12 protein-coding genes are annotated in these 19,401 nt (G+C 71.8%); 3 read left to right on the top strand and 9 right to left on the bottom strand.

Annotated elements, in window-relative coordinates:
- Positions 1 to 15 precede the first annotated feature (15 nt).
- On the bottom strand, positions 16 to 2,925 hold the full coding sequence (locus ACN27G_RS09055) for a glycoside hydrolase family 48 protein (protein WP_421492324.1): 2,910 nt from the start codon (positions 2,923 to 2,925) through the stop codon (positions 16 to 18).
- A gap of 1,063 nt (positions 2,926 to 3,988) precedes the next feature.
- Here ACN27G_RS09055 and ACN27G_RS09050 point away from each other — a divergent pair.
- Both ACN27G_RS09050 and ACN27G_RS09045 read left to right on the top strand, forming a co-directional pair.
- Positions 3,989 to 5,488, top strand: a complete 1,500-nt coding sequence (locus tag ACN27G_RS09050) for a GH1 family beta-glucosidase (protein WP_421492323.1) — start codon at positions 3,989 to 3,991, stop codon at positions 5,486 to 5,488.
- An 11-nt stretch (positions 5,489 to 5,499) separates the two neighbouring features.
- The gene (locus ACN27G_RS09045) at positions 5,500 to 6,519 is read left to right on the top strand and encodes a phosphotransferase family protein (RefSeq protein ID WP_421492322.1); all 1,020 of its coding nucleotides are present in this window, start codon (positions 5,500 to 5,502) and stop codon (positions 6,517 to 6,519) included.
- Between the two features lie 104 nt (positions 6,520 to 6,623).
- On the opposite strand, the gene ACN27G_RS09040 is transcribed toward ACN27G_RS09045, so the two are convergent.
- From ACN27G_RS09040 to ACN27G_RS09030, 3 genes are all read right to left on the bottom strand, one after another.
- Positions 6,624 to 7,046, bottom strand: a complete 423-nt coding sequence (locus ACN27G_RS09040) for a roadblock/LC7 domain-containing protein (RefSeq protein ID WP_421492321.1) — start codon at positions 7,044 to 7,046, stop codon at positions 6,624 to 6,626.
- The gene (locus ACN27G_RS09035; protein ID WP_421492320.1) at positions 7,043 to 9,502 is read right to left on the bottom strand and encodes a nitrate- and nitrite sensing domain-containing protein; all 2,460 of its coding nucleotides are present in this window, start codon (positions 9,500 to 9,502) and stop codon (positions 7,043 to 7,045) included. The genes ACN27G_RS09040 and ACN27G_RS09035 overlap by 4 nt, the downstream gene beginning before the upstream one ends.
- Positions 9,503 to 9,718: 216 nt before the next feature.
- The gene (locus ACN27G_RS09030; protein WP_421492319.1) at positions 9,719 to 11,131 is read right to left on the bottom strand and encodes an FGGY family carbohydrate kinase; all 1,413 of its coding nucleotides are present in this window, start codon (positions 11,129 to 11,131) and stop codon (positions 9,719 to 9,721) included.
- A gap of 313 nt (positions 11,132 to 11,444) precedes the next feature.
- Between ACN27G_RS09030 and ACN27G_RS09025 the strand changes: the two genes are divergently transcribed.
- Complete coding sequence (locus tag ACN27G_RS09025) at positions 11,445 to 13,505, top strand: anthranilate synthase family protein (protein WP_421492318.1); 2,061 nt, start codon at positions 11,445 to 11,447, stop codon at positions 13,503 to 13,505.
- A 90-nt stretch (positions 13,506 to 13,595) separates the two neighbouring features.
- On the opposite strand, the gene ACN27G_RS09020 is transcribed toward ACN27G_RS09025, so the two are convergent.
- The 5 genes from ACN27G_RS09020 to ACN27G_RS09000 all read right to left on the bottom strand — a co-directional run bounded on the left by ACN27G_RS09020 (position 13,596) and on the right by ACN27G_RS09000 (position 19,176).
- The gene (locus ACN27G_RS09020) at positions 13,596 to 14,459 is read right to left on the bottom strand and encodes a DMT family transporter (protein ID WP_421492317.1); all 864 of its coding nucleotides are present in this window, start codon (positions 14,457 to 14,459) and stop codon (positions 13,596 to 13,598) included.
- Positions 14,460 to 14,681: 222 nt separating this feature from the next.
- The gene (locus ACN27G_RS09015) at positions 14,682 to 15,890 is read right to left on the bottom strand and encodes an ABC transporter ATP-binding protein (protein WP_421492316.1); all 1,209 of its coding nucleotides are present in this window, start codon (positions 15,888 to 15,890) and stop codon (positions 14,682 to 14,684) included.
- A 7-nt stretch (positions 15,891 to 15,897) separates the two neighbouring features.
- The gene (locus ACN27G_RS09010) at positions 15,898 to 16,737 is read right to left on the bottom strand and encodes a carbohydrate ABC transporter permease (protein WP_421492315.1); all 840 of its coding nucleotides are present in this window, start codon (positions 16,735 to 16,737) and stop codon (positions 15,898 to 15,900) included.
- Positions 16,738 to 16,906: 169 nt separating this feature from the next.
- Positions 16,907 to 17,899, bottom strand: a complete 993-nt coding sequence (locus tag ACN27G_RS09005) for a carbohydrate ABC transporter permease (RefSeq protein WP_421492314.1) — start codon at positions 17,897 to 17,899, stop codon at positions 16,907 to 16,909.
- Positions 17,896 to 19,176, bottom strand: a complete 1,281-nt coding sequence (locus ACN27G_RS09000) for an ABC transporter substrate-binding protein (protein WP_421492313.1) — start codon at positions 19,174 to 19,176, stop codon at positions 17,896 to 17,898. Before ACN27G_RS09000 ends, ACN27G_RS09005 begins: the two co-directional genes overlap by 4 nt.
- Positions 19,177 to 19,401: the final 225 nt, after the last annotated feature.

Below are 19,401 nucleotides of genomic sequence, written 5' to 3'. Positions count from 1 at the left end.
GCTCGGTGACCGGGATCAGCCGATCAGCCGGTCGTAGTCGTGCAACGCCATCGCCACGTCGATCTGCGCCCAGAAGCGGTGGTAGTTGAACGTCGGCACCGGGCCGCCGTTCAGGTACGACTCCACCTTCGGCCAGTCCGGGTCGTCCTCGAGGAACGAGCGGATGCTGAGGAACGTGGAGTTGGAGTTGATCGGGTCGCCGTTCGGCATGGTGCCGGAGAAGCCGGACGGGATGTAGAGGCCCTGGCCGGTGCTGGAGTTGTAGGCGTCGTCGAAGCGGTTGTAGTCCGCCTTGGTCTCCGGCACCGACACGCCCAGGCTGTCCTTGTGCTGCAGGACGGCGTCGAGCAGCGCCTTCGCGGTCGTCTTGGACTCGGCGTGGTTGGCCTTCGCACCGTAGTAGATCAGCGTACGGGCGTAGGCGCCCGCGACCCCGACGTCCTGGGTGTAGTCGACCACCGAGACCCGCAGGTTGCTGTTGTTCACCGAGGTGGTGCCGGAGGTCCAGTTGCCACCCGGCTGGCCGCTCCAGCTCAGCGTCGACGGGATCTCGTAGTTCGACCCGCTCACCGTGGTGTGGTCGAGCGCCCAGTTGACCCACTTGTCGAGCAGCGCCTTGGCCCGCGCGTCACCACTCTCGTGGTAGTACTCCGCGACCCGCTCCATGCTCCACGCCTGGAAGCCGAACCACTGGTTCGACGGCGGGTCGTGGTAGACCGGCTTGACGTCGTACACCATGCCGTAGAAGGTCGGCACGCCGGACGGGCGGGCGCTGTAGTCGCCGTTCCAGCTGTTGGTCGCGCCACCGGCGATCGCACCGTCGGCCGACTGCAGCCAGGTGTAGAAGTCGATCTGCCGGGTGAGGCTGGTCGCCCAGTCGGTCCGTGCGGTCGGCGACCGCGGGATCAGCTCGGAGACCGTGGAGAGGGCGTACGCGGCGAACGGGTTCTGGTAGCCGCCGTGGTTGTGGCTGGAACCGATCCGCCAGGACCAGCTGCTGCTGCCGCCCTGCGAGCCGCCCCAGGCGTAGTACCAGGAGAGCAGGTAGGCGGCGCTGTTCTTGCCGGTGCCGGCCGCGCAGGACGGCGAGGCGCATCCCGGCTGCTTGAAGTACTTGTCGTACATCGCGTAGCGCAGGTAGTCGCCCATCTTGGCGGCGTTCTGGATCGTCGCCGAGATCTGGCCCTGCGCGCCCTGCTCCTTGGCCCACTTCAGCGCCCAGTACGCGGCCTGCACGGCCCGGGCGTCGGCGTCGGGAGCGTTGGTGTAGCGCCACTGCTGGGCGTAGGAGGAGTCACCGATGAAGATCGGCAGGTAGCCGTTCGGGCCGCCGTGCGCGAAGGTCTCGCAGGAGGGGTGCGGCACGGTCTCGAAGACCGACTCCTGCGGGCCGCGCTGGTAGGTGTTGATGTACGCCGGCTTGGTGGTGCCGTCGCCGCACTTTCCGTAGCCGTAGACGTTGTCCACGTCGAGCAGCCAGTGCATGCCGTACACCCGGCCGCTGTTGTAGGTCGACTGCAGCTCGGCGGCGATCGGGTCCTGACCCACCCTCACGCTGGAGTCGAGCTTGCCGCCCTGCTGCGGGTAGAGGTCCGGCCGGTTCGCCTCGGGGGCGTAGTCCGCCGGGTCGCTCGCGTTGTAGTTGGACTGGGTCTCGGACGGGATGACGTACCGGTCCATGATCCGCCAGGCGTCGTTGAACGGCCCCCACTCGCCGGTGGTCCGGCCGTACATGGCCTCCAGGAAGAGCCAGTAGCTGAACGCCTCGGAGGTGGTCTCGTGGCCGTGGTCCGGAGCCTCGACCAGCAGCGTCTCCACCGAGTGGTACGGCACGCCCTCGGGGCTGAAGTAGCCGCTGGCCGGCGCCTTGATCTTCCGGTAGAGCTCCAGGAACTCCTCGCCGTACTCGCCGGCCGGCCCGCCGCCCTCGTCGTCGGTGACGGTCACCTGGGTGGTGCCGGGGGTACGCCCGCTGGCGCTGGCGGTGATGGTCGCGGTGTCGTTGACGTCGTCGCTGTCCTGCGCGGCGTTGACCTGGACGTTGACCCCGGTGTTCCAGTTCTGCGGGGTGATCGTCGCGGTGCTGGCACCGAGCGTCACGTCCGCGTCGCCGGTCCTGGCCAGGTTGACGGTGACGTTGCCGGTCGGTGCGGCGCTGAGCCGGACGTTCAGCGCGGCGTTGCCGCCCTCGGGCACCGTGAGCGTCGCCGGGACCACCACGCTGGCCTGGCTGCTGCCGGTGACGGTGAAGGCCACCTCGTCGATGGCGCTCAGCCCGGCGCTGTCGTACGCGCGGGCCTGGGCGGTGTACGACCCGGCCGGCAGCGCGCTGTTGGTGTAGCTGTACGGCGCACTGGTGTCGGTGCCGACAAGCATGCCGTTGCGGTAGAACTCGACCCGCTCGACCGGCCCCTCCGCGTCGCTGGCGGTGGCGGAGACGGTGACGTTCGCCGGTGCGGTGAAGCTGGCGCCGTTGGCCGGGCTGGTGATGTCCACGGTGGGCGCGGTGTTCTGGGCACCGTTGCAGGGGTTGCCGTTGATGGTGAAGGCGGTCGGGCTGGTGTTGGTCCCCGAGTAGGAGCCGTTGAACCCGATGCTGGTCGAGGCGCCGGTGGCCAGGTTGCCGTTCCAGGAGAGGTTCGTGGCGGTCACGTTCGCGCCGGACTGGGTCCAGTTCGCCGACCAGCCCTGGGTGATCCGCTGGTTGCCGGGGAAGGTGAACCCGAGGCTCCAGCTGGTCAACGGATCGCCGACGTTCCGGATGGTGACGGACGCGCTGAACCCGGAACCCCAACTGTTGGCGGTGTAGGTGACGTCGCAGCCGGGAGCGGCGTAGGCGGTGCCGGGGACGGCGGCAACACCTCCGACCACCAGAATGCCGGCGGCGGCCATCGCCACTCGGCGTCTCGCTAACCTCAACTTCATGTCGTGAGTTCTCCTCGCGGACCGGGCCGCGGTGCTGCCGCGGCTGGGGCGCCTGCTGCGCGTCGGTGTGTGGCTGCGCGCTGGTGGGTAGGCGCCGGAATGGTGGTGATCAACCCGTCCCGGACCGGGGGTCGGCGGAGGCCGGAGGAGGCGCCGGACGTGGCGGCTCCGAACGGTGCAGGGGCGCCGTACCGAGGAACTCGGGTGCCCTGGCGGCCCACGATCGCGTCAGCTTGTGGCTCCCTACCGCGATAGTTCGACAGTGTTGCATGGGAGCGCTCCCGCAGCAAGTAGAGCCGGATTTCCGGTCCACTACGTACGGTCGGAGAAGGGCACTGACCTGCCCGGAGAGTCGATCGAGCGGACCACGGGACGATTTCGCCGGCGTTGGCCCGATGTTTCGATCTTATTTTGGGTCTTTCACAAAGCCGTGACGCGGGCTACAGTCCAACCAACGTCGATGGGAGCGCTTCCATCGATCGAGGTGTAAGTAGCTTGATCGCACCACCTGGGGCTGCGAGGGTCCGGCCCGCCGGACCGCACAGACCCTGTTGGGTGAGCTACGCCAGATCGTAGCTCGCCGACCGCTCAGCCACAGGGCTGACGGCGGGCCAGCCCGGACTCCGCCGTCAGCCAGCCACCACCGCTCGGAAGGAGGTGGAACCAGAGCCACTCGCGTGGCCCGGCTCCCGCGCGGCACGCACGACCTGGACGCCAATTCCGCTCGTGCGTGCTTGTAACTCGCGGTGGGGACGGGGGTTGCCCTCCCCGTCCCCACACTAAACCCCCGCCAACGACGGGAAAATCGGTCATCGGTACAGCGTCTCGACGCCGAACCGGTTGATCGGCTGCGTCATCGGCATCACGGACGGCGACCGGCATCGTCGCGACGCGACGAGCGGTCGCCGTGGTCGTGCTGCACGTGGGGACGGGCAATGGACGAGGCCCAGACCCGCCATTGCCACCCGAACATCCTCTACGCAATCGCCAGGTGGATCGCTAGGCTCCCCTATGGGAGCGCTCCCGGGCGTCGTGTGGAGGGCCCCACTCACGAGGAGACAGCATGTCCGTACTGACTCGGCGGCATCTGCTGCGCCACGCCGCGTTATCCGCCAGTGCCGTCCCGGCCGGGCGCCTGCCGATGGGCACCGCGACCGCTGGCGTCACCGGCGCAGCGGCAACGGCCGGCTGCGATGCCGACTCCGAGGCCGACGACGAGCGGCGCACGGCGCCCGAGGCGCAGCTCGGACTCCGCTTTCCGGACGGCTTCGGGTGGGGCGCGGCGACCTCGGCGTACCAGATCGAGGGCGCGGCCAAGGACGACGGACGCGGCGAATCGGTCTGGGACACCTTCAGCCACACCCCCGGCCGGGTCCGCGGTGGCGACACCGGCGACGTGGCCGCCGACCACTACCACCGGTACGTCGAGGACCTGGACCTGATGCGTGACCTGGGACTGGGGACGTACCGCTTCTCCATCTCCTGGCCCCGGATCCAGGCCGACGGCACCGGCACGCCCAACCAGCGCGGCCTGGACTTCTACCGGCGGCTGGTGGACGGCCTGCACGACCGGGGCATCGCCCCGATGGCCACGCTCTTCCACTGGGACCTGCCGCAGGCGCTGCAGGACATCGGCGGCTGGGAATCGCGGGAGGTCGCCTACCGCTTCGCCGACTACGCCGAGGCGGTCTTCGACGCGCTCGGTGCCGGCGTGCCGGTCTGGCTGACCATCAACGAACCCAAGACGGTGGTACAGAACGGCTACCTCGGCGGTCACCACGCCCCCGGCCTGCGCGAGCCCGCCGCGGCCTACCTGGTCGCGCACCACCTGCAACTCGCACACGGCCTGGCGGTACGCGCGCTGCGCGCCACCGGCAGCGGCTCGCGGATCGGCCCGGCGCTGAACCTGCACCCCTGCTATCCGGCCGACGACACCCCGGCGGCCGCGGCGGCGACCCGGCTCTACGACGGCTACGAGAACCGGCTCTACCTCGACCCGATCTTCAGGGGCGCCTACCCGGCGGACGTGCTGGACGACCTCGGCCCGGACGACCGGATGGTCCGGGGCATCCGGGACGGCGACCTCGGGATCATCTCCGCACCGGTGGACCTGCTCGCCGTGCAGTACTACACACCGATCTACGTCACCGCCGACGGCGGCACGATCACCAGATGGCCGACCTCGGAGGCGAGCTGGCAGCAGATCTTCCCGGACGGGATGTACGACATCCTGACCCGGGTGACCCGGGACTACGGCGACGTGCCGCTCACCATCACCGAGAACGGCCTGCCCACCCCGGACCGGCTCGGCACCGACGGCACGGTGGACGATCCCGGCCGGATCGCCTTCCTCCGCGACCACCTCGCCGCCGTGCACCGGGCCATCGCCGACGGCGTGCCGCTGGAGAGCTACCACGTCTGGTCGCTGATGGACAACTTCGAGTGGAACGAGGGGTACGAGCAGCGCTGGGGGCTGATCTATGTCGACTTCCCCACCCAGCGGCGGATCCTCAAGCGCAGCGCACACTGGTACCGACGGGTGATCGCGCAGAACTGCATCTGATCATGGAGATGGTGAGTTCCACCAGAAGGCACGTCACCGAGACCGAGCTCCGGTCGCTGGTCCACCGCGGCTTCGGCGACCGGACCGGCATCACCTCCTGGCAGGAACTGACCGGCGGCACCTACAACGCCGCCTACGCGGTCACCCTCGGCGAGAGCACCGAACTCGTACTCAAGGTCGCACCTCCGCCGGAGCTGAAGCTGCTCAGCCACGAGGTCGACCTGATGCGTACCGAGGTCGACTTCTACCGGCGGGCCGCCCGGGTGGTGAGCGTCGTGCCGGACGTGGTCTACGCCGACTTCGACCGGGATCTGGTCGGCACCGACTTCGTCTTCCTCAGCCGGGTGGCCGGGACGGACCTGCAGCACAGCCGCGACGAGCTGACCCCGGCGCAGCTCGCCGCCGTGCGCGGTGAGATCGCCGCGCACGCGGCCCGGCTGCACACGGTCACCGGCCCGGCGTACGGCTATCCGCTGCGCGGCAGCCGCAGTTGGCAGCCGTCCTGGCGGGCCGCGTTCGGGGCGATGGTCGACGACATCCTCGCCGACGCCGTCCGGCTGGGCAGCCGGCTACCCGCCCCGCCGGACCGGATCGGCGCGATGATGCGCCGGCATGCCGATCTCCTCGACGAGGTACGCCGCCCCGCGCTGGTCCACTTCGACCTCTGGGACGGCAACGTCTTCGTCGCCGCCGACCCGTCCGGCACGGTCCGGGTGACCGGCCTGATCGACGGCGAACGGGCCTTCTTCGGCGATCCGCTGGCCGAACTGGTCTCGATGACGCTCTTCCGCGACCTGGCGGACGAACCGGAGATCCTCGCCGGTTACGCCTCGGCCGGGCACGACCGGATCGAGCTGACGGCGTCGGCCCGCCGCCGGCTCATCCTCTACACGATCTATCTCTTTCTCATCATGTGCATCGAGGGTGCCACCCGGGGTTGGGACGGTCCCGAGCGGGCCGGGTACGAACGGTGGCTCGCGGAGCAGCTCGACGCCCAGCTCGGCCGGCTCGACCGGGCCTCGCCGGCATGAGCCGCCCGGCGGTCGGCGCCGCACGTCCGGCGGTCGCCGACGGACGTACCTCGGTCGGCGGCCGGCGCCACACCGTCGGTCCGGCGACGATCCCCGCCCACCGGTCAGCGGGGCAGCGCCTGCTGGAGTTCGGCCCGCAGCGCCGGGGTCAACATCTCACCGGCCGCCTTGGCCAGCTTGGCCATCTCGTAACCGACCACACCGATGTCGGCGTCGTTGGCGGCGAGGGTGGCCAGGATCGAACCGTCCCGGATCTGCATCACCAGGAAATATCCCCGACCCATCTCGACCACCGTCTGCTTGACGACGTCGCCGTCGAACATCTCCGCCGCACCGGTGGTGATGCTGGACAGGCCGGAGGTGACCGCGGCGAGCTTGTCGGCGTGGTCGCGCGGCAGGTGCTCCGAGACCGCGACCAGCAGGCCGTCCGCGGAGACGACGATGGCGTGCGCCACCCCCGGCACCCGCTCGGTGAACCCGCTCACCAACCAGTTCAGATCCCGTGCCTCTTGACTGAGCGTGCTCAATACTTCTCCTCTTCGGTGCGCGCGCCGGCCGGCGCCATCGGTATCACGATCGTGTCCTCCGCCTCGGCCCGCCGTAGCCCACCGTAGTAGCGGGACAGCATGCCGCCCACCTGCTCCGGATCGGGCTCGGGTCGCGGTGCCGGCGGCCCGGGGCGGACCGGCTCGGACTTCACCCGCAGCTGGGCCATCGGCACCCGGATCGGCAGTCCGCTGTCGTTGACACCGCCGGTCACCGGCACCGCCGGTGGAGCGTTTCCGGAGGCCGGCGGGGACGACGGCGCACTCTCCAGAGCGGGCGGCGCCGGCTCCTGGGCGGGGGCCGTAGCCGCGCTCCGCCCCTGCCGGGACCACCATGTGCTGCCCGGCGCGGAGCCGGCGCCGGTGGCCATCCCGAGCACGTCCTCGGCCCGGGTCGGCGTCTCCCGGCGCCCCGCCCGCCGCGCGGGCCCGGCACCTGCGGCCGGCTGCGGGTCGGCCGCCGGGTGCGTGCCGTTCGGGCCGGCCACGGCACCCGCGACGATCTCCAGTCTCCGCCGTCCCGGCACCTCGGTCGGATCCGGCGCGGGGGCGGCGGCGAGCAGGTTCGCCGGCAGCCGGACCACCGCCACCAGGCCACCCTGCCCGGTGGGAAGCAGCCGCACCCGTACGCCCTGCCGGGCGGCGAGGTGGCTCACCACGAAGAGACCCATCCGCTCCGAGGCGGCGACATCGGCGGCGGGCGGCACCGCGAGGATCTCGTTCGCCTGGTCCAGGGCGGTCGGGCTCATGCCCAGACCCTGGTCGAGGATCTCCACGAGCACGCTGCCGTCCGGCTGCCCGGCGGCGTCGACCCGGACCACGGTGTCCGGCCGGGAGAACGATGAGGCGTTCTCCAGCAGCTCGGCGAGCAGGTGCACCAGGTCGGCGACGGCGTGCCCGACGACGTGGATCTCGCCGGCGACGCTGTGCCGGATCCGCTGGTACTGCTCGATCTCGGCGACCGCCGCGAGCATCACCGTGGCCAACTGCACCGGACGGTTCCACCGCCGGGTGGCTTCGGTGCCGGCGAGCACCAGCAGGCTGTCGTCGTTACGCCGCATCCGGGCGGCGAGATGGTCGAGCTTGAAGAGGTTCTCCAACTGGTCCGGGTCGCTCTCGTCCTGCTCCAGCTCGTCCAGCAGCTCCAACTGCCGCTCGACAAGCACCTGGCTGCGCCGGGCGAGGTTGACGAACATGGCGTTGACCCGGCGTCGCATGACCGCCTGCTCCAGCGCCACCGTCACCGCGCTGCGGTGCACCGCCACGAACGCCTCGGCCACGTCGCCGATCTCGTCCATCGACCGGACGTCCGCCGGCGGCACCTCGAACTCGGTGGCGACCGGATCCACCGTACGCAGCCGTTCCAGCGTCTCCGGCAGCTCCACCTGGGCCACCCGCAACGCCTGACCGCGCAGCATCCGCAGCGACCGGGCGATCGAGCGGCCGATGACGATGGAGGTCAGCAGCGCGGCCAGCAGCACGGCGAGTACACCGCCCGCGGTGAGCAGCGTCTGGCGCAACTGCTCCGCGCTGCGCGAGTCGGCGAGGGCGACCGCGTCACCGACCGCACCCGCCTCGACCTGCCGGAGCAGGTCCTGGCGCTGCTGGCTCACCGTCCACCAGCGGCCCGGTTCGAGCACGGCGGCGGTCCGGTCACCGGCGGCGAAGGTGCTCTCCTCCAGCCTGAGCGCGGCCACGAAGTTCGGATCGTCCACGGCCCTGTCGTAGCGCTCGATCTGCCGGTCCGTGGCGGAGGCCCGGAAGCTGGCGAGCCGGGTGAGCTGCTGCGCCCGCAGGTCGGCCAGCTCCACCACGTCGGTCTGGTCGTAGCGGCCGGCCCGGGCGGCGGCGTAGAGCTGCGCCCGGATCCGTGAGTTGATCTCCTTGACGTTGGCGAACTCGACGTAACGCAGCACCGCGTCGGTCAGGTCGGGGCGGTCCACCCCGGGCGACGGCTCGGCGAGCAGGACCAGCAGCACCTCGATCGTCCGGTCGTACTCGGCGAGCACCGGCTCGGGGGTCAGCCCGGCCGCCGGGACGGAGGCCCGGACCTCCGGCAGCCGTTCGAGCGCGTCGTCGACCCGGTTGTAGGAGATCCGCCAGGAGGCCTCGCCCTGGGCCAGCGGTGAGGCCGCCGCGCGGAACCGGTCGATGGCGCCGTCGGCGACCGGATAGACCTTTTCCAGCGCCGGCAGCGGCCGGCCCGGCTCGACCTGCGGGGACGCGCCGCTCGCGAGCGCCGCCAGCTCACCCGCCGTCTGGTCCCGCTCGCGCTGCAGCTCGTGCACCAGCGCGCCGATCTCCCGCCCCACCCGCACCTGGTCGGCGAACACGCCGAGCAGGTCGGCCTGGCTCACCAGCGCACCGGTCTGCGCCCCCGCGAGGACCAGGAAGGCGACGGAGGGCACCACGAGGACGGCGCCCAGTTTCGTGCGCATCCGCCAGTCCCGCAACCGGAACGGGGACCGGCGGCGGTGGGGCACGATCCGGACGTCGAGCCGGCGCCGACGGTGACGCGAGACGGCGCCATGCGACGGGTCCGGGGCAGTAGCCACCATGCCTCCTACCGTCCTCGATGCGGGGGCGCGCCAAGGAGCGGAGCTATTTCAGTCCAGGCCCTGACCTGCTGTCAATGATCTGTCAGGCGGAACAGCTCAGGAAGGATACTGCCGGCGATCAGATCTTGTCGCTGTCGCCGACTCGTCCTCATCCGTCCGGCCGATGCGTTCGAGTCCGGACGCACCGTCGAGCCGGCCGATCGCCACCAGGGCGGCGCCGACCGCACCGATTTCGGGATTCCGGACGTAGTGCACCTCGCGCGGTGCCAGCGCCACGGCGAAGGCGCGCCGCCACCACCGGGACGCGGCGACGGCGCCACCGCCGAGGACGACCTCGACCGACCGGTCCAGGGTGGATTCGATCGCCGCGACGTTCTCCGCGACCTGGGCACAGAGCGCGTCCATCAGGCCGGCCAGGATGTCCACCGCGGTGGTGTTGAGCCCGAGCCCGGAGAGTACGCCGGAGCCGGCCGGGGCGAGCCCGGGTGGACGGTCGCCGCCCAGCCGGGGGTCGGCCGGTACGCCACCGCCCGGCGGCACCCGGGCCAGGGCGCGGTCCAGTTCCGGCCCCTCGGGCAACCTCATCTCCCGGCGGGCCCAGGCGTAGAGGTTGCCGCCGCCGGAGAAGGCGGCACCGGTGACCACGTGCTGGTGGTCCACCCGGTAGCGCCAGAGCTCCTCGGGCAGTGGCGGCAGCTCGGCGCCGGGCGGGGCGGGCTGGACCAGCCGGACCGCCGCCGAGGTGCCGACGGTGACCGCCGCCCGCCTGCTGTCGTAGCAGCCCGAGCCGACGTTGGAGGCGGCGCCGTCGCCGCTGGGCAGCGCCCACCGGGCCTCCGCCAGCGCCGGCCACCGACGGGCGTATCCGGCCCGGAGCCGGCCGCACCAGTCGGGCGGCGCCAGCGCCGGCAGCTCGGCCGGGCGTACTCCGGCCAGCTCGCACGCCTCCGGATCCCAGTCCAGGGTGCGCAGATCCAGCAGGCCGGTGCCGGACGCCTGGGAGACGGACATGACCGCCTCGTCGAGGAGCGTGTTGAAGACGTACTCGACCAGGCCGGTGAAGTGGATCTTGCCGCCACCGAGCTGCTCCCGCAGCCAGGGCAGCCGTACCGACCAGTAGAAGCGATGCCACCAGGTGCCGGTGCGCCGATGGAAGTCCTCCGGGTCGGCCGGCCCGGTCACCCCGGCCGGAGCGGTGGGGCGGGTGTCCAACCAGGTCAGCACCGGGCCGAGCGGGGTGCCGGCGGCATCCAGCGGCACCGCCGAGTGCCACTGCCCGGAGGCGACCACCAGCCCGACGTCGCGCAGCAGGTCCAGCGCCGCCAGCTCGTCGAGGCACTCCGCGAGCGCGGCGAGGTAGCCCGGCCCGTCGAGCGTGGCCCGGCCGTCGTCGCCGATCGCGACCTCCACCTTCCGCCGGGCCAGCGCATCGGGCAGCGGCCGGGCGGCCTCGTCCAGCACCAGGCCGCGCACCGACGACGTACCCAGGTCGAGCGCGAGAATCCTCATCGCCGGAAACCGTACCCGTTCGGCGGCGCCGAGCAGGGCGGTGTGCCGGGCGGAGCAGCCGGACGGGCCGCGGCCCGCCCCGGGGCGCCCAGTTGGTGGGCGAGTGTCCGGAAGGGGTGCCGGCAGCGGCGCCGCTGCCCTAGACTCGTCCCGTGCCCGCGCGACTGAGTTCCTGGTGGCCCGCCATCCCGGCGGCCGACCTCCGCGCGTAGCTCTTCATCCACGCGGCCGCCCCACGCGGCGGCCGCCAGCGTTCCTCCAGCCCGTACGGCCACCACCCCGGACGGCCCCACGCTGTGAGGGACGGATCCCGATGACCCTGCTGGACCACCTGCTCGACACCATCACCACCGGCGCCGACCCCGGCCCGTTCGCGCTGGTGCGCCGGGACGGTGCCGCCGGCCTGGACGTCTGCGCCGGCCTGCCGCGCCGCGTCGCGAGGCTCGCCGACATCCCCCTGCCGGCCGGTCCGCCCGGTCCGCGCACGCTGGCCGTGGTGCCGTACCGGCAGATCGCCGAGCGCGGCTTCGCCTGTGTCGACGACGGCGCCCCGCTGGAGTGCCTGCTGCTCACCGAGGTCGAGCGGGTGCCGCTGGCCCGGGCGCTGGCGGCCCTGCCCGGTGGGCCGCCCGTGGTCCACGACGCCGGCTTCGACCTCGCCGACGCCGAGTACGCCGAGATCGTCGGACGCGTCCTGCACGAGGAGATCGGCCGGGGCGAGGGCGCGAACTTCGTGATCCACCGCGCCCGCCTCGGCACGCTGGCCGGCCCGCCGCTGCCGGCGGCCCTGGCCGCACTGCGCCGGCTGCTCACCGGCGAGCGCGGCGCCTACTGGACGTTCCTGGTCTACACCGGCACCCGGATCCTGGTCGGCGCCTCGCCGGAACGACACGTCAGCGTCGAGGACGGGCTCGTGATGATGAACCCGATCAGCGGCACGCTGCGCCATCCGGGCCGGCCGGCCGAGCGGGACGCGCTGCTGCGCTTCCTCGCCGACCCGAAGGAGATCGACGAGCTGTACATGGTGCTCGACGAGGAGCTCAAGATGATGGCGACCGTGGCGGAGCAGGGTGGGCAGGTGATCGGGCCGTACCTGAAGGAGATGGCGCACCTCACCCACACCGAGTACCTGCTCGCCGGCCGGGGTTCCCTCGACGTGCGGGAGGTGCTCCGGGAGACGATGTTCGCGCCCACCGTCACCGGCAGCCCGATGGAGAACGCCTGCCGGGTGATCGCCCGGCACGAGCGCCGGGGCCGGGGCTACTACGCGGGCGTCCTGGCACTGCTCGGTGTCGACGACGCCGGCCGGCAGACCCTGGACGCGCCGATCCTGATCCGTACCGCCGAGATCTCCCCCACCGGAGCCCTGCGGGTGCCGGTCGGCGCGACCCTGGTGCGGCACTCCACCGCCGCCGGTGAGGTGGCCGAGACCCACGCCAAGGCGGCCGGCGTGCTGACCGCGCTGGGCCTGCGGCCCGGGCCGGCCGCGCCCACCACCCGGAACGGCGGCCCGATCGTCCGGAACGGCGGACCCGCCGGCCCGATCCTCCGCAGCCGCGGATCCGGCGGTCCGGCACCGGTCGGCCCGGTCCCGGCGGCGGAGGTCCGGCTCGCCGAGGATCCGGCGGTACGGGCGGCGCTCGCCGCCCGCAACGCCGGACTGGCCCGGTTCTGGCTGGAGCAGCGGACGCCGGGCGCCACGGTACGACCCGACCTCGCTGGCCGGCGGGTGGTGGTGGTCGACGGCGAGGACACCTTCACCGGGATGCTCGCGCACCAGTTGCGGGCGCTCGGCCTGAGCGTGACGGTGCGCCGCTGGACCGAGTTCACCGATCCGGCCGGGCTCGACCTCGGCACCGCCGAACTCACCGTGCTGGGTCCCGGGCCGGGAGACCCGGCGCACCCGACGGACCCGAAGATGGTCGCCCTGCGTGGTCTCGCCGGTCGGCTGCTCGATGCCGGGTCACCGACCCTCGGCGTCTGCCTGGGCCACCAGCTGCTGGCCGCCCGGCTCGGTCTGGCCCTGCACCGGCGCACCGCGCCCTACCAGGGGCTCTGCCGCGACGTCACGCTCTTCGGCACCGTCGCGCGGGTCGGCTTCTACTCCAGTTACACCGCACTGGCCGGCGCCGACGAGCTGACGACGGCGTACGGGCCGGTGCGGCTGGCCCGGGACCCGGTCGACGGTGCGGTGCACGCGCTGCGCGGGCCGGCGTACGCCGGGGTCCAGTTCCATCCCGAGTCGGTGTTGAGCCGGGACGGCATGGCGGTGCTGACCGAGCTGCTGGGCCGGCTCCTGCCGGGTGGCCCGGTCCCGTCGGGACCGGGCCACCCGGACGTCAGCGGGACGCATACTTCCCGGCATCCCGGGTAGCCCTTGGCATGCCGGTGGTCCGGGCGGGTTGAGAGCCCTCGTCCGGGCCACCGGTCCGTCCGCGGGACGCGGGCCCGGTTGTGGCCTCGCTCAGCCGCCCTCGAAGCCCTCCCGGCCGCCGGGCCGGGTGCCGGCCAGCCAGATCCCGAAGGCCATGGCCAGGATGGCGGGTACCTCGACCAGGAGCCGGAGCCCGCCGAACGACAGCGTCTCGTGGAAGGCGGTCACTCCGATCACGACGCTGGCGATCGGGTCGACCAGGGTGATCGAGGTGAGCGGTGCGGCCAACGGACCGTTCTGGAAGGCGTTCTGGTTCAGCGCCACCGAGGCGAACCCGACCACCACCAGCGCGTACAGGTGCCAGTCGGTCAGGGTCGAGAGCGGGTCGTCGGTGACCCGCTCGGCGACGGTCTTCAGCAGCGCGGCGGTGCCGGCGTAGAGCAGTCCGCTGGCGATCCCCAGCAGGGTCCCGCGGGCGGCGCCGTCCGCCCGGTGGGCGAGGAGCAGGCAGATCCCGACCAGCGCGCCACCGACCAGCGCGAGCCCCATCCAGCCCATCAGGGACGGCTGGGCCACCCCTGCCCGGGGCCTGGCGGCGGCGAGGAAGACACCCAGCCCGAGGACGCAGGCGGCCACCGCGGTGAGGTCCCGGGGATGCGGACGCCGGTGGTCCAGGGCCGCCTCCAGCGGTATCGCCAGGAACATCCCGCTGACCAGGAGGGGCTGGACGAGGGTCAGCGGCCCGAAGCGCAGCGCGAACGCCTGCAGGAGGGTGCCGGTCAGGTCCGGGATCTTGCCGAGCAGCCAGCTCCTACGGCGCAACAACCGGATGACCAGCCGTGGGTCGGCCGTGCCGTGCGGTGGCTCCTGCCGCGCGGCCCGCTGTTGCAGGGCGGCCCCGAGGGCGAAACAGACGGCGGCGCCGAGCGCCAGCGCGACCGCCGCGGCGGTCACCCGGCGGTCCCGGCGGCGACGGGCGGTCCGATAGGCCACCGCCGAGCCGAACGGCCACGCTTCGCACCCACGTAACCACGCTACGTGGTCAAATGCTGCCGGGGCGCGCTTCCGGACGCGGCGGACGCGGCGGACCCCGGACCAGCCCGGACCGGCCGAGAGGAGCCCCGGCCGGCCCGGTGCTGCCGGCGGGCACCGGGCCGGACCGGTGCCCGCCGCACGTCAGGACGCGAGCGGTTCGGTGTCCCCACCGTCGTGCAGGGTCAGGTTGCGGCCGTTCGCCGGGTCGAACAGGTGGATCTTGTCCAGGTTGAACCAGATCCGGCGGTTCTCCCCCTCGGTCACCGTCGACTCGGCCGAGAGCCGGGTCACCAGGTTGGTCCCGTTGCCGCCGAAGTCGTCGGCGCCGGAGTCGGCGGCGAGTTCCTCCAGCTCCGCCGCGCTGGCCCGCTCTCCCTCGACGGTCAGATAGACGTACTTGTCGGAACCCATCGACTCGACGATGTCGACCGGCGCCTCGAACTCCGCCCCCCGCCCCCGGGTCTGCCCGTCGACCAGCACGGCATCCTCGAAGTGCTCCGGACGGATGCCGAGGATCAGCTCCCGGGGAGCGTCCTCGGCCGCCAGCTCGCGCCGGATCCGGTCACCGAGGGGCAGGTCGCCGACTGCCGTGCGCAGCGTGCCCTCCTCGACCGCCGCGTGCAGGAAGTTCATCGACGGCGAGCCGATGAACCCGGCGACGAAGAGGTTGGCCGGCCGGTCGTAGAGCTCCTGGGGCGGGCCGACCTGCTGCACCGCGCCACCCCGCATGATCACCACCCGGTCGCCGAGGGTCATCGCCTCGGTCTGGTCGTGCGTCACGTACACCGTGGTGGTGCCGAGCTGCTTCTGCAGCCGGGAGACCACCGTACGCATCTGCACCCGCAGCTTGGCGTCGAGATTCGACAGCGGCTCGTCCATCAGGAACGCCTTCGGGCTGCGGACGATCGCCCGACCCATCGCCACCCGCTGCCGCTGCCCGCCGGAGAGGTTCGCCGGCCTGCGGTCGAGCAGGGCGGTCAGCTCCAGCACCTTGGCCGCCTCGTTCACCTTCTGCTCGATCGTCGCCCTGTCCAGCTTGGCCAGCCGGAGCGGGAACGCCATGTTCTCCCGGACGGTCATGTTCGGATAGAGGGCGTACGACTGGAACACCATCGCGATGTCCCGGTCCCGGGGCGCCCTGTCGTTGACCCGCTGGCCACCGATCCTCAGCTCGCCGGAGCTGATGTCCTCCAGCCCGGCGATCATGTTGAGGGTGGTCGACTTCCCGCAGCCCGACGGGCCGACCAGGATGACGAACTCGCCGTCGGCGATCTCCAGGTCGACGTCCCGGACCGCGACGGTCCCGTCCGGGAAGCTCTTGCTCACCTTGTCCAGCACGATGTCAGCCACTGCGATCTCACCCCTTGACGGCGCCGGACGTCAGGCCCGACACGATGCGACGCTGGAAGAACAGCACGAACAGAATGATCGGAATCGTGATCACCACGGCGGCGGCGCAGATCGCGCCGGTCGGATCCTCGAACTGCGACTCCCCGGTGAAGAACGACAGCGCCACCGGCACCGTGCGGGACCGCTCGGTGGAGGTCAGCGAGATCGCGAAGAGGAAGTCGTTCCAGCAGAAGATGAAGACCAGGATCGCGGTGGTGACGACCCCGGGCGCGGCCAGCGGGGCGATCACCCGGCGGAACGCCTGCGCCGAGGTGGCGCCGTCCATCTTGGCGGCCTTCTCCAGGTCCCACGGGATCTGCCGGAAGAAGGCCGAGAGCGTGTAGATGGCCAGCGGCAGCGAGAAGGTGATGTACGGCAGGATCAGCCCCGGCCAGGTGTCGAAGAGCCCGAGCGACCGCTCGATCTCGAACAGCGGCGAGACCAGGGAGACCTGCGGGAACATCGCGATCAACAGCGAGACCCCGACCAGCGCCCGCTTACCGGGAAAGTCCAGCCGGGCCACCGCGTACGCGGCCATGGTGCCGAGCACCACCGCGATGAAGGTGGCGATCAGGGCGATCCCGATCGAGTTGCCCAGGGCCCGGACGAACATGTCGGTGGAGAAGATCGTCCGGTAGTTGTCCAGGGTCCACTCCCGGGGGATGAAATTCCCGTCGGTGAGCGTGGCAGTGGTCTTGAACGACAGCGAGGCGATCCAGAGCACCGGGATCAGCGCGAAGACCACCACGACGACGTCCAGCAGTCCCCACCGCCACTTCGCCGTGGCGGTGGTGTCGGCGGCGGCCATCAGACTCTCCTTTCGTTCGCGACTGCGGTGCTCCGCTTCGCTACGCTCCTCGCACTCACCGCACCACCCTCGTTCGCGACTGCGGTGCTCCGCTGCGCTACGCTCCTCGCACTCACCGCACCACCCTCGTTCGCGACTGCGGTGCTCCGCTGCGCTACGCTCCTCGCACTCACCGGCGGCCTCCCTCGTCTGTGCCGCTACCTGGCGCGGCCGTGCCGAAGAGCTTCACGAAGACGAACGCGAGGATCGCCACGGTGAGGAAGATCAGCACCGACATGGTGGAGCCGATCCCCAGGTTCAGCCCGCGCATCAGGTTGTTGTAGGCGAGCATCGACACCGACGACGTCTCGTTCGACCCGCCGGTCAGCACGTAGATGTTGTCGAAGACCCGGAACGCGTCCAGGGTGCGGAAGAGGAGCGCCACCAGGATCGCCGGCTTCATCACCGGCAGCATGACCTTGACGAACCGCTGCCAGGCGGTGGCGCCGTCCATCGAGGCCGCCTTGAGCAGGTCCTCCGGCACCAGGGCCAGGCCGGCCATCAGCAGCAGCGCCATGAACGGGGTCGTCTTCCAGATCTCCGCCAGCATGATGATCGCCAGCGCGCTGGCCCGCTCGGTCAGCGGTGCCCCGTCGCTGAAGAGCGTGGCCAGGTATCCGGTGCCGGGAGTCCAGGCGTACCGCCAGGAGAAGGCCGCCACGACGGTGACGATGCCGTACGGGATCAGCGCCGAGGTCCGGACCAGCCCGCGCCCGACGATGGTCCGGTGCATCACGATGGCCAGCCCCATCCCGAGCACCAGTTCGACGGCGACCGTCACGACGGTGATCAGCATGGTCACCCCGAACGCGGTCCACCAGTAGTCGTTGGTCAGCACCGTGACGTAGTTGGAGAGCCCGATGAACTCCCGCTCCTCCGGAAACTTGAGGTCGAAACGCTGCATCGACAGCCAGACGGAGTAGAGGATCGGATAGGCGGTGACGGCCAGCATCACCAGCGCGGCCGGCGCGCAGAGCACCCAGGCCAACCGGCGCTCGGCCCGCTTCCCCTCGCTCAGCGCCGGCCGCCCGGCGCGGCCGGGCCGGCCCCGCCGGGGCGCCGGCACCGCGCCGGTCGCGCCGTCGGGGTCGACGGCGGTCGTGGTCCCGGTCTCGGTGCTCACGGCAGCACCCCCTTCGAATCGAGCGCGTCCTGCGTCGCCTCCCGCATCCGCTCCGCGGTCTCCTGCGGGTCGATCGCCGACGGCGGCGAGAGCATCGCCGACAGCACGGTCGAGATGTTCTGGTACGCCGGGCTGCGCGGCCTGGTCGCCGCGTCCTTCAGCTCCTCCAGGATGGTGTCCCGCATCGGGTACGCCTCGGCCATCTCCGGCTCGGCGTAGACGCTCTCGATGGTCGGCGGCACCCCGTCGTTGATCGCCGAGAACTTCTGGTGCTCGGCGTTGCGGATGCAGGCGGCGGCGTCGAAGGACTCGTCCGGATGCCGGGTGTAACGGCTCACCCCGAGGTTGAACCCGCCGATGGTCACCCTGCTCGGTGTGCCGGGGTCGATCCCGGGATAGCGGGCCCACCGCACCTTCTCCGCGAGTTCCGGAGCGGCCTCCTGCATCGCCGGATAGACGAAGGGCCAGTTCAGCTGGAACGCGCCCTGCCCGGACTGGAAGTCGAGCCGGGCCTGGTCCTCGATGGTGTTCGAGAAGGAGGAGGTGGTGATCCCGGCGGTGGCGAACCGGTGCAGCACCTCCAGGGCCCGGACGGCGCCGTCGTCGAAGACCGCCCTGGTGCCGTCCTCGTCGATGATCTGGCCTCCGGCGCTGGCCACCAGGGTGTTGTAGAGGACGACCAGCCCCTCGTACTGGGCACCCATGGTGACCACCCGGTACGGGTGGCCCTGCCCCCGCAGTTCCTGGGCCATCCGGATCATCTCGTCCCAGGTCCGGGGCGGCTGCTGCACCAGGTCGGAGCGGTACCAGAGCAGCTGCACGTTGGTGTTCTTCGGTGCGGCGTAGAGCCGGCCCTCGTACCGGGCCGTCTCCAGGGGCCCGGTCAGGGTGCCCCGCTCGGCCTCGGCCCGGCGCTCGCCGGTCCACTCCAGCAGCCAGCCCGCGCTGGCGAACTCCTGGGTCCAGGTCACGTCCAGCCCGAGGATGTCCATCCCGGTGTCCTCGGCCGCCAGCCGGCGGACCAGCTGGACGCGCTGGTCGTCCGCGGCCCGGGGCAGGACGCGGTAGACGATCCGGTACCGTCCGCCCGCCTCGGCGTTGCAGTCGTCCACCACCTTCTGGATGTTCTGCTCGGTGGTGTAGTAGAGGTTGATCGTGGGGATACCGCCGTCGTCGCCGGAGCCGCAGGCGGCGAGTGGCGCCAGCAGCGTCACCGCGACCGCCGCCGCCCCGAGCCGGATCCGGCGGCCCCGGCCTTCCCGGTCGGGCTCAGCCATGGCCGCACCCCGCCGAGCCGGCCCCGGCCGATCTGCCGACGTCGGCGTCCGCCCATCGTGACCGCCGATGACGTCTCACGTCGCGCATCCGGTGATCGCTCATCACGCCGCCTCTCTCTCCACGACGGCCGGGGCGTACCCGTCCCGGCACACGGCGAAAGCACCCCGCCTCAGGCCGCCGGCCGATGCGGGTCGCCACGGGGGCGGACCCGTGGCCGCCGGACC

This window comes from Plantactinospora sp. WMMB334, assembly GCF_049179095.1.
In the GTDB taxonomy this organism is placed as follows: Bacteria; Actinomycetota; Actinomycetes; order Mycobacteriales; family Micromonosporaceae; genus Plantactinospora.
This window is presented reverse-complemented; position numbering and strand designations above follow the sequence as displayed.

Bases quoted from the DNA above. Each gene is read 5' to 3' on its own strand.
- ACN27G_RS09055 (WP_421492324.1), bottom strand. From the start codon at position 2,925: ATGAAGTTGAGGTTAGCGAGACGCCGAGTGGCGATGGCCGCCGCCGGC.
- ACN27G_RS09050 (WP_421492323.1), top strand. From the start codon at position 3,989: ATGTCCGTACTGACTCGGCGGCATCTGCTGCGCCACGCCGCGTTATCC.
- ACN27G_RS09035 (WP_421492320.1), bottom strand. From the start codon at position 9,502: ATGCGCACGAAACTGGGCGCCGTCCTCGTGGTGCCCTCCGTCGCCTTC.
- ACN27G_RS09030 (WP_421492319.1), bottom strand. From the start codon at position 11,131: ATGAGGATTCTCGCGCTCGACCTGGGTACGTCGTCGGTGCGCGGCCTG.
- ACN27G_RS09025 (WP_421492318.1), top strand. From the start codon at position 11,445: ATGACCCTGCTGGACCACCTGCTCGACACCATCACCACCGGCGCCGAC.
- ACN27G_RS09010 (WP_421492315.1), bottom strand. From the start codon at position 16,737: ATGGCCGCCGCCGACACCACCGCCACGGCGAAGTGGCGGTGGGGACTG.
- ACN27G_RS09000 (WP_421492313.1), bottom strand. From the start codon at position 19,176: ATGGCTGAGCCCGACCGGGAAGGCCGGGGCCGCCGGATCCGGCTCGGG.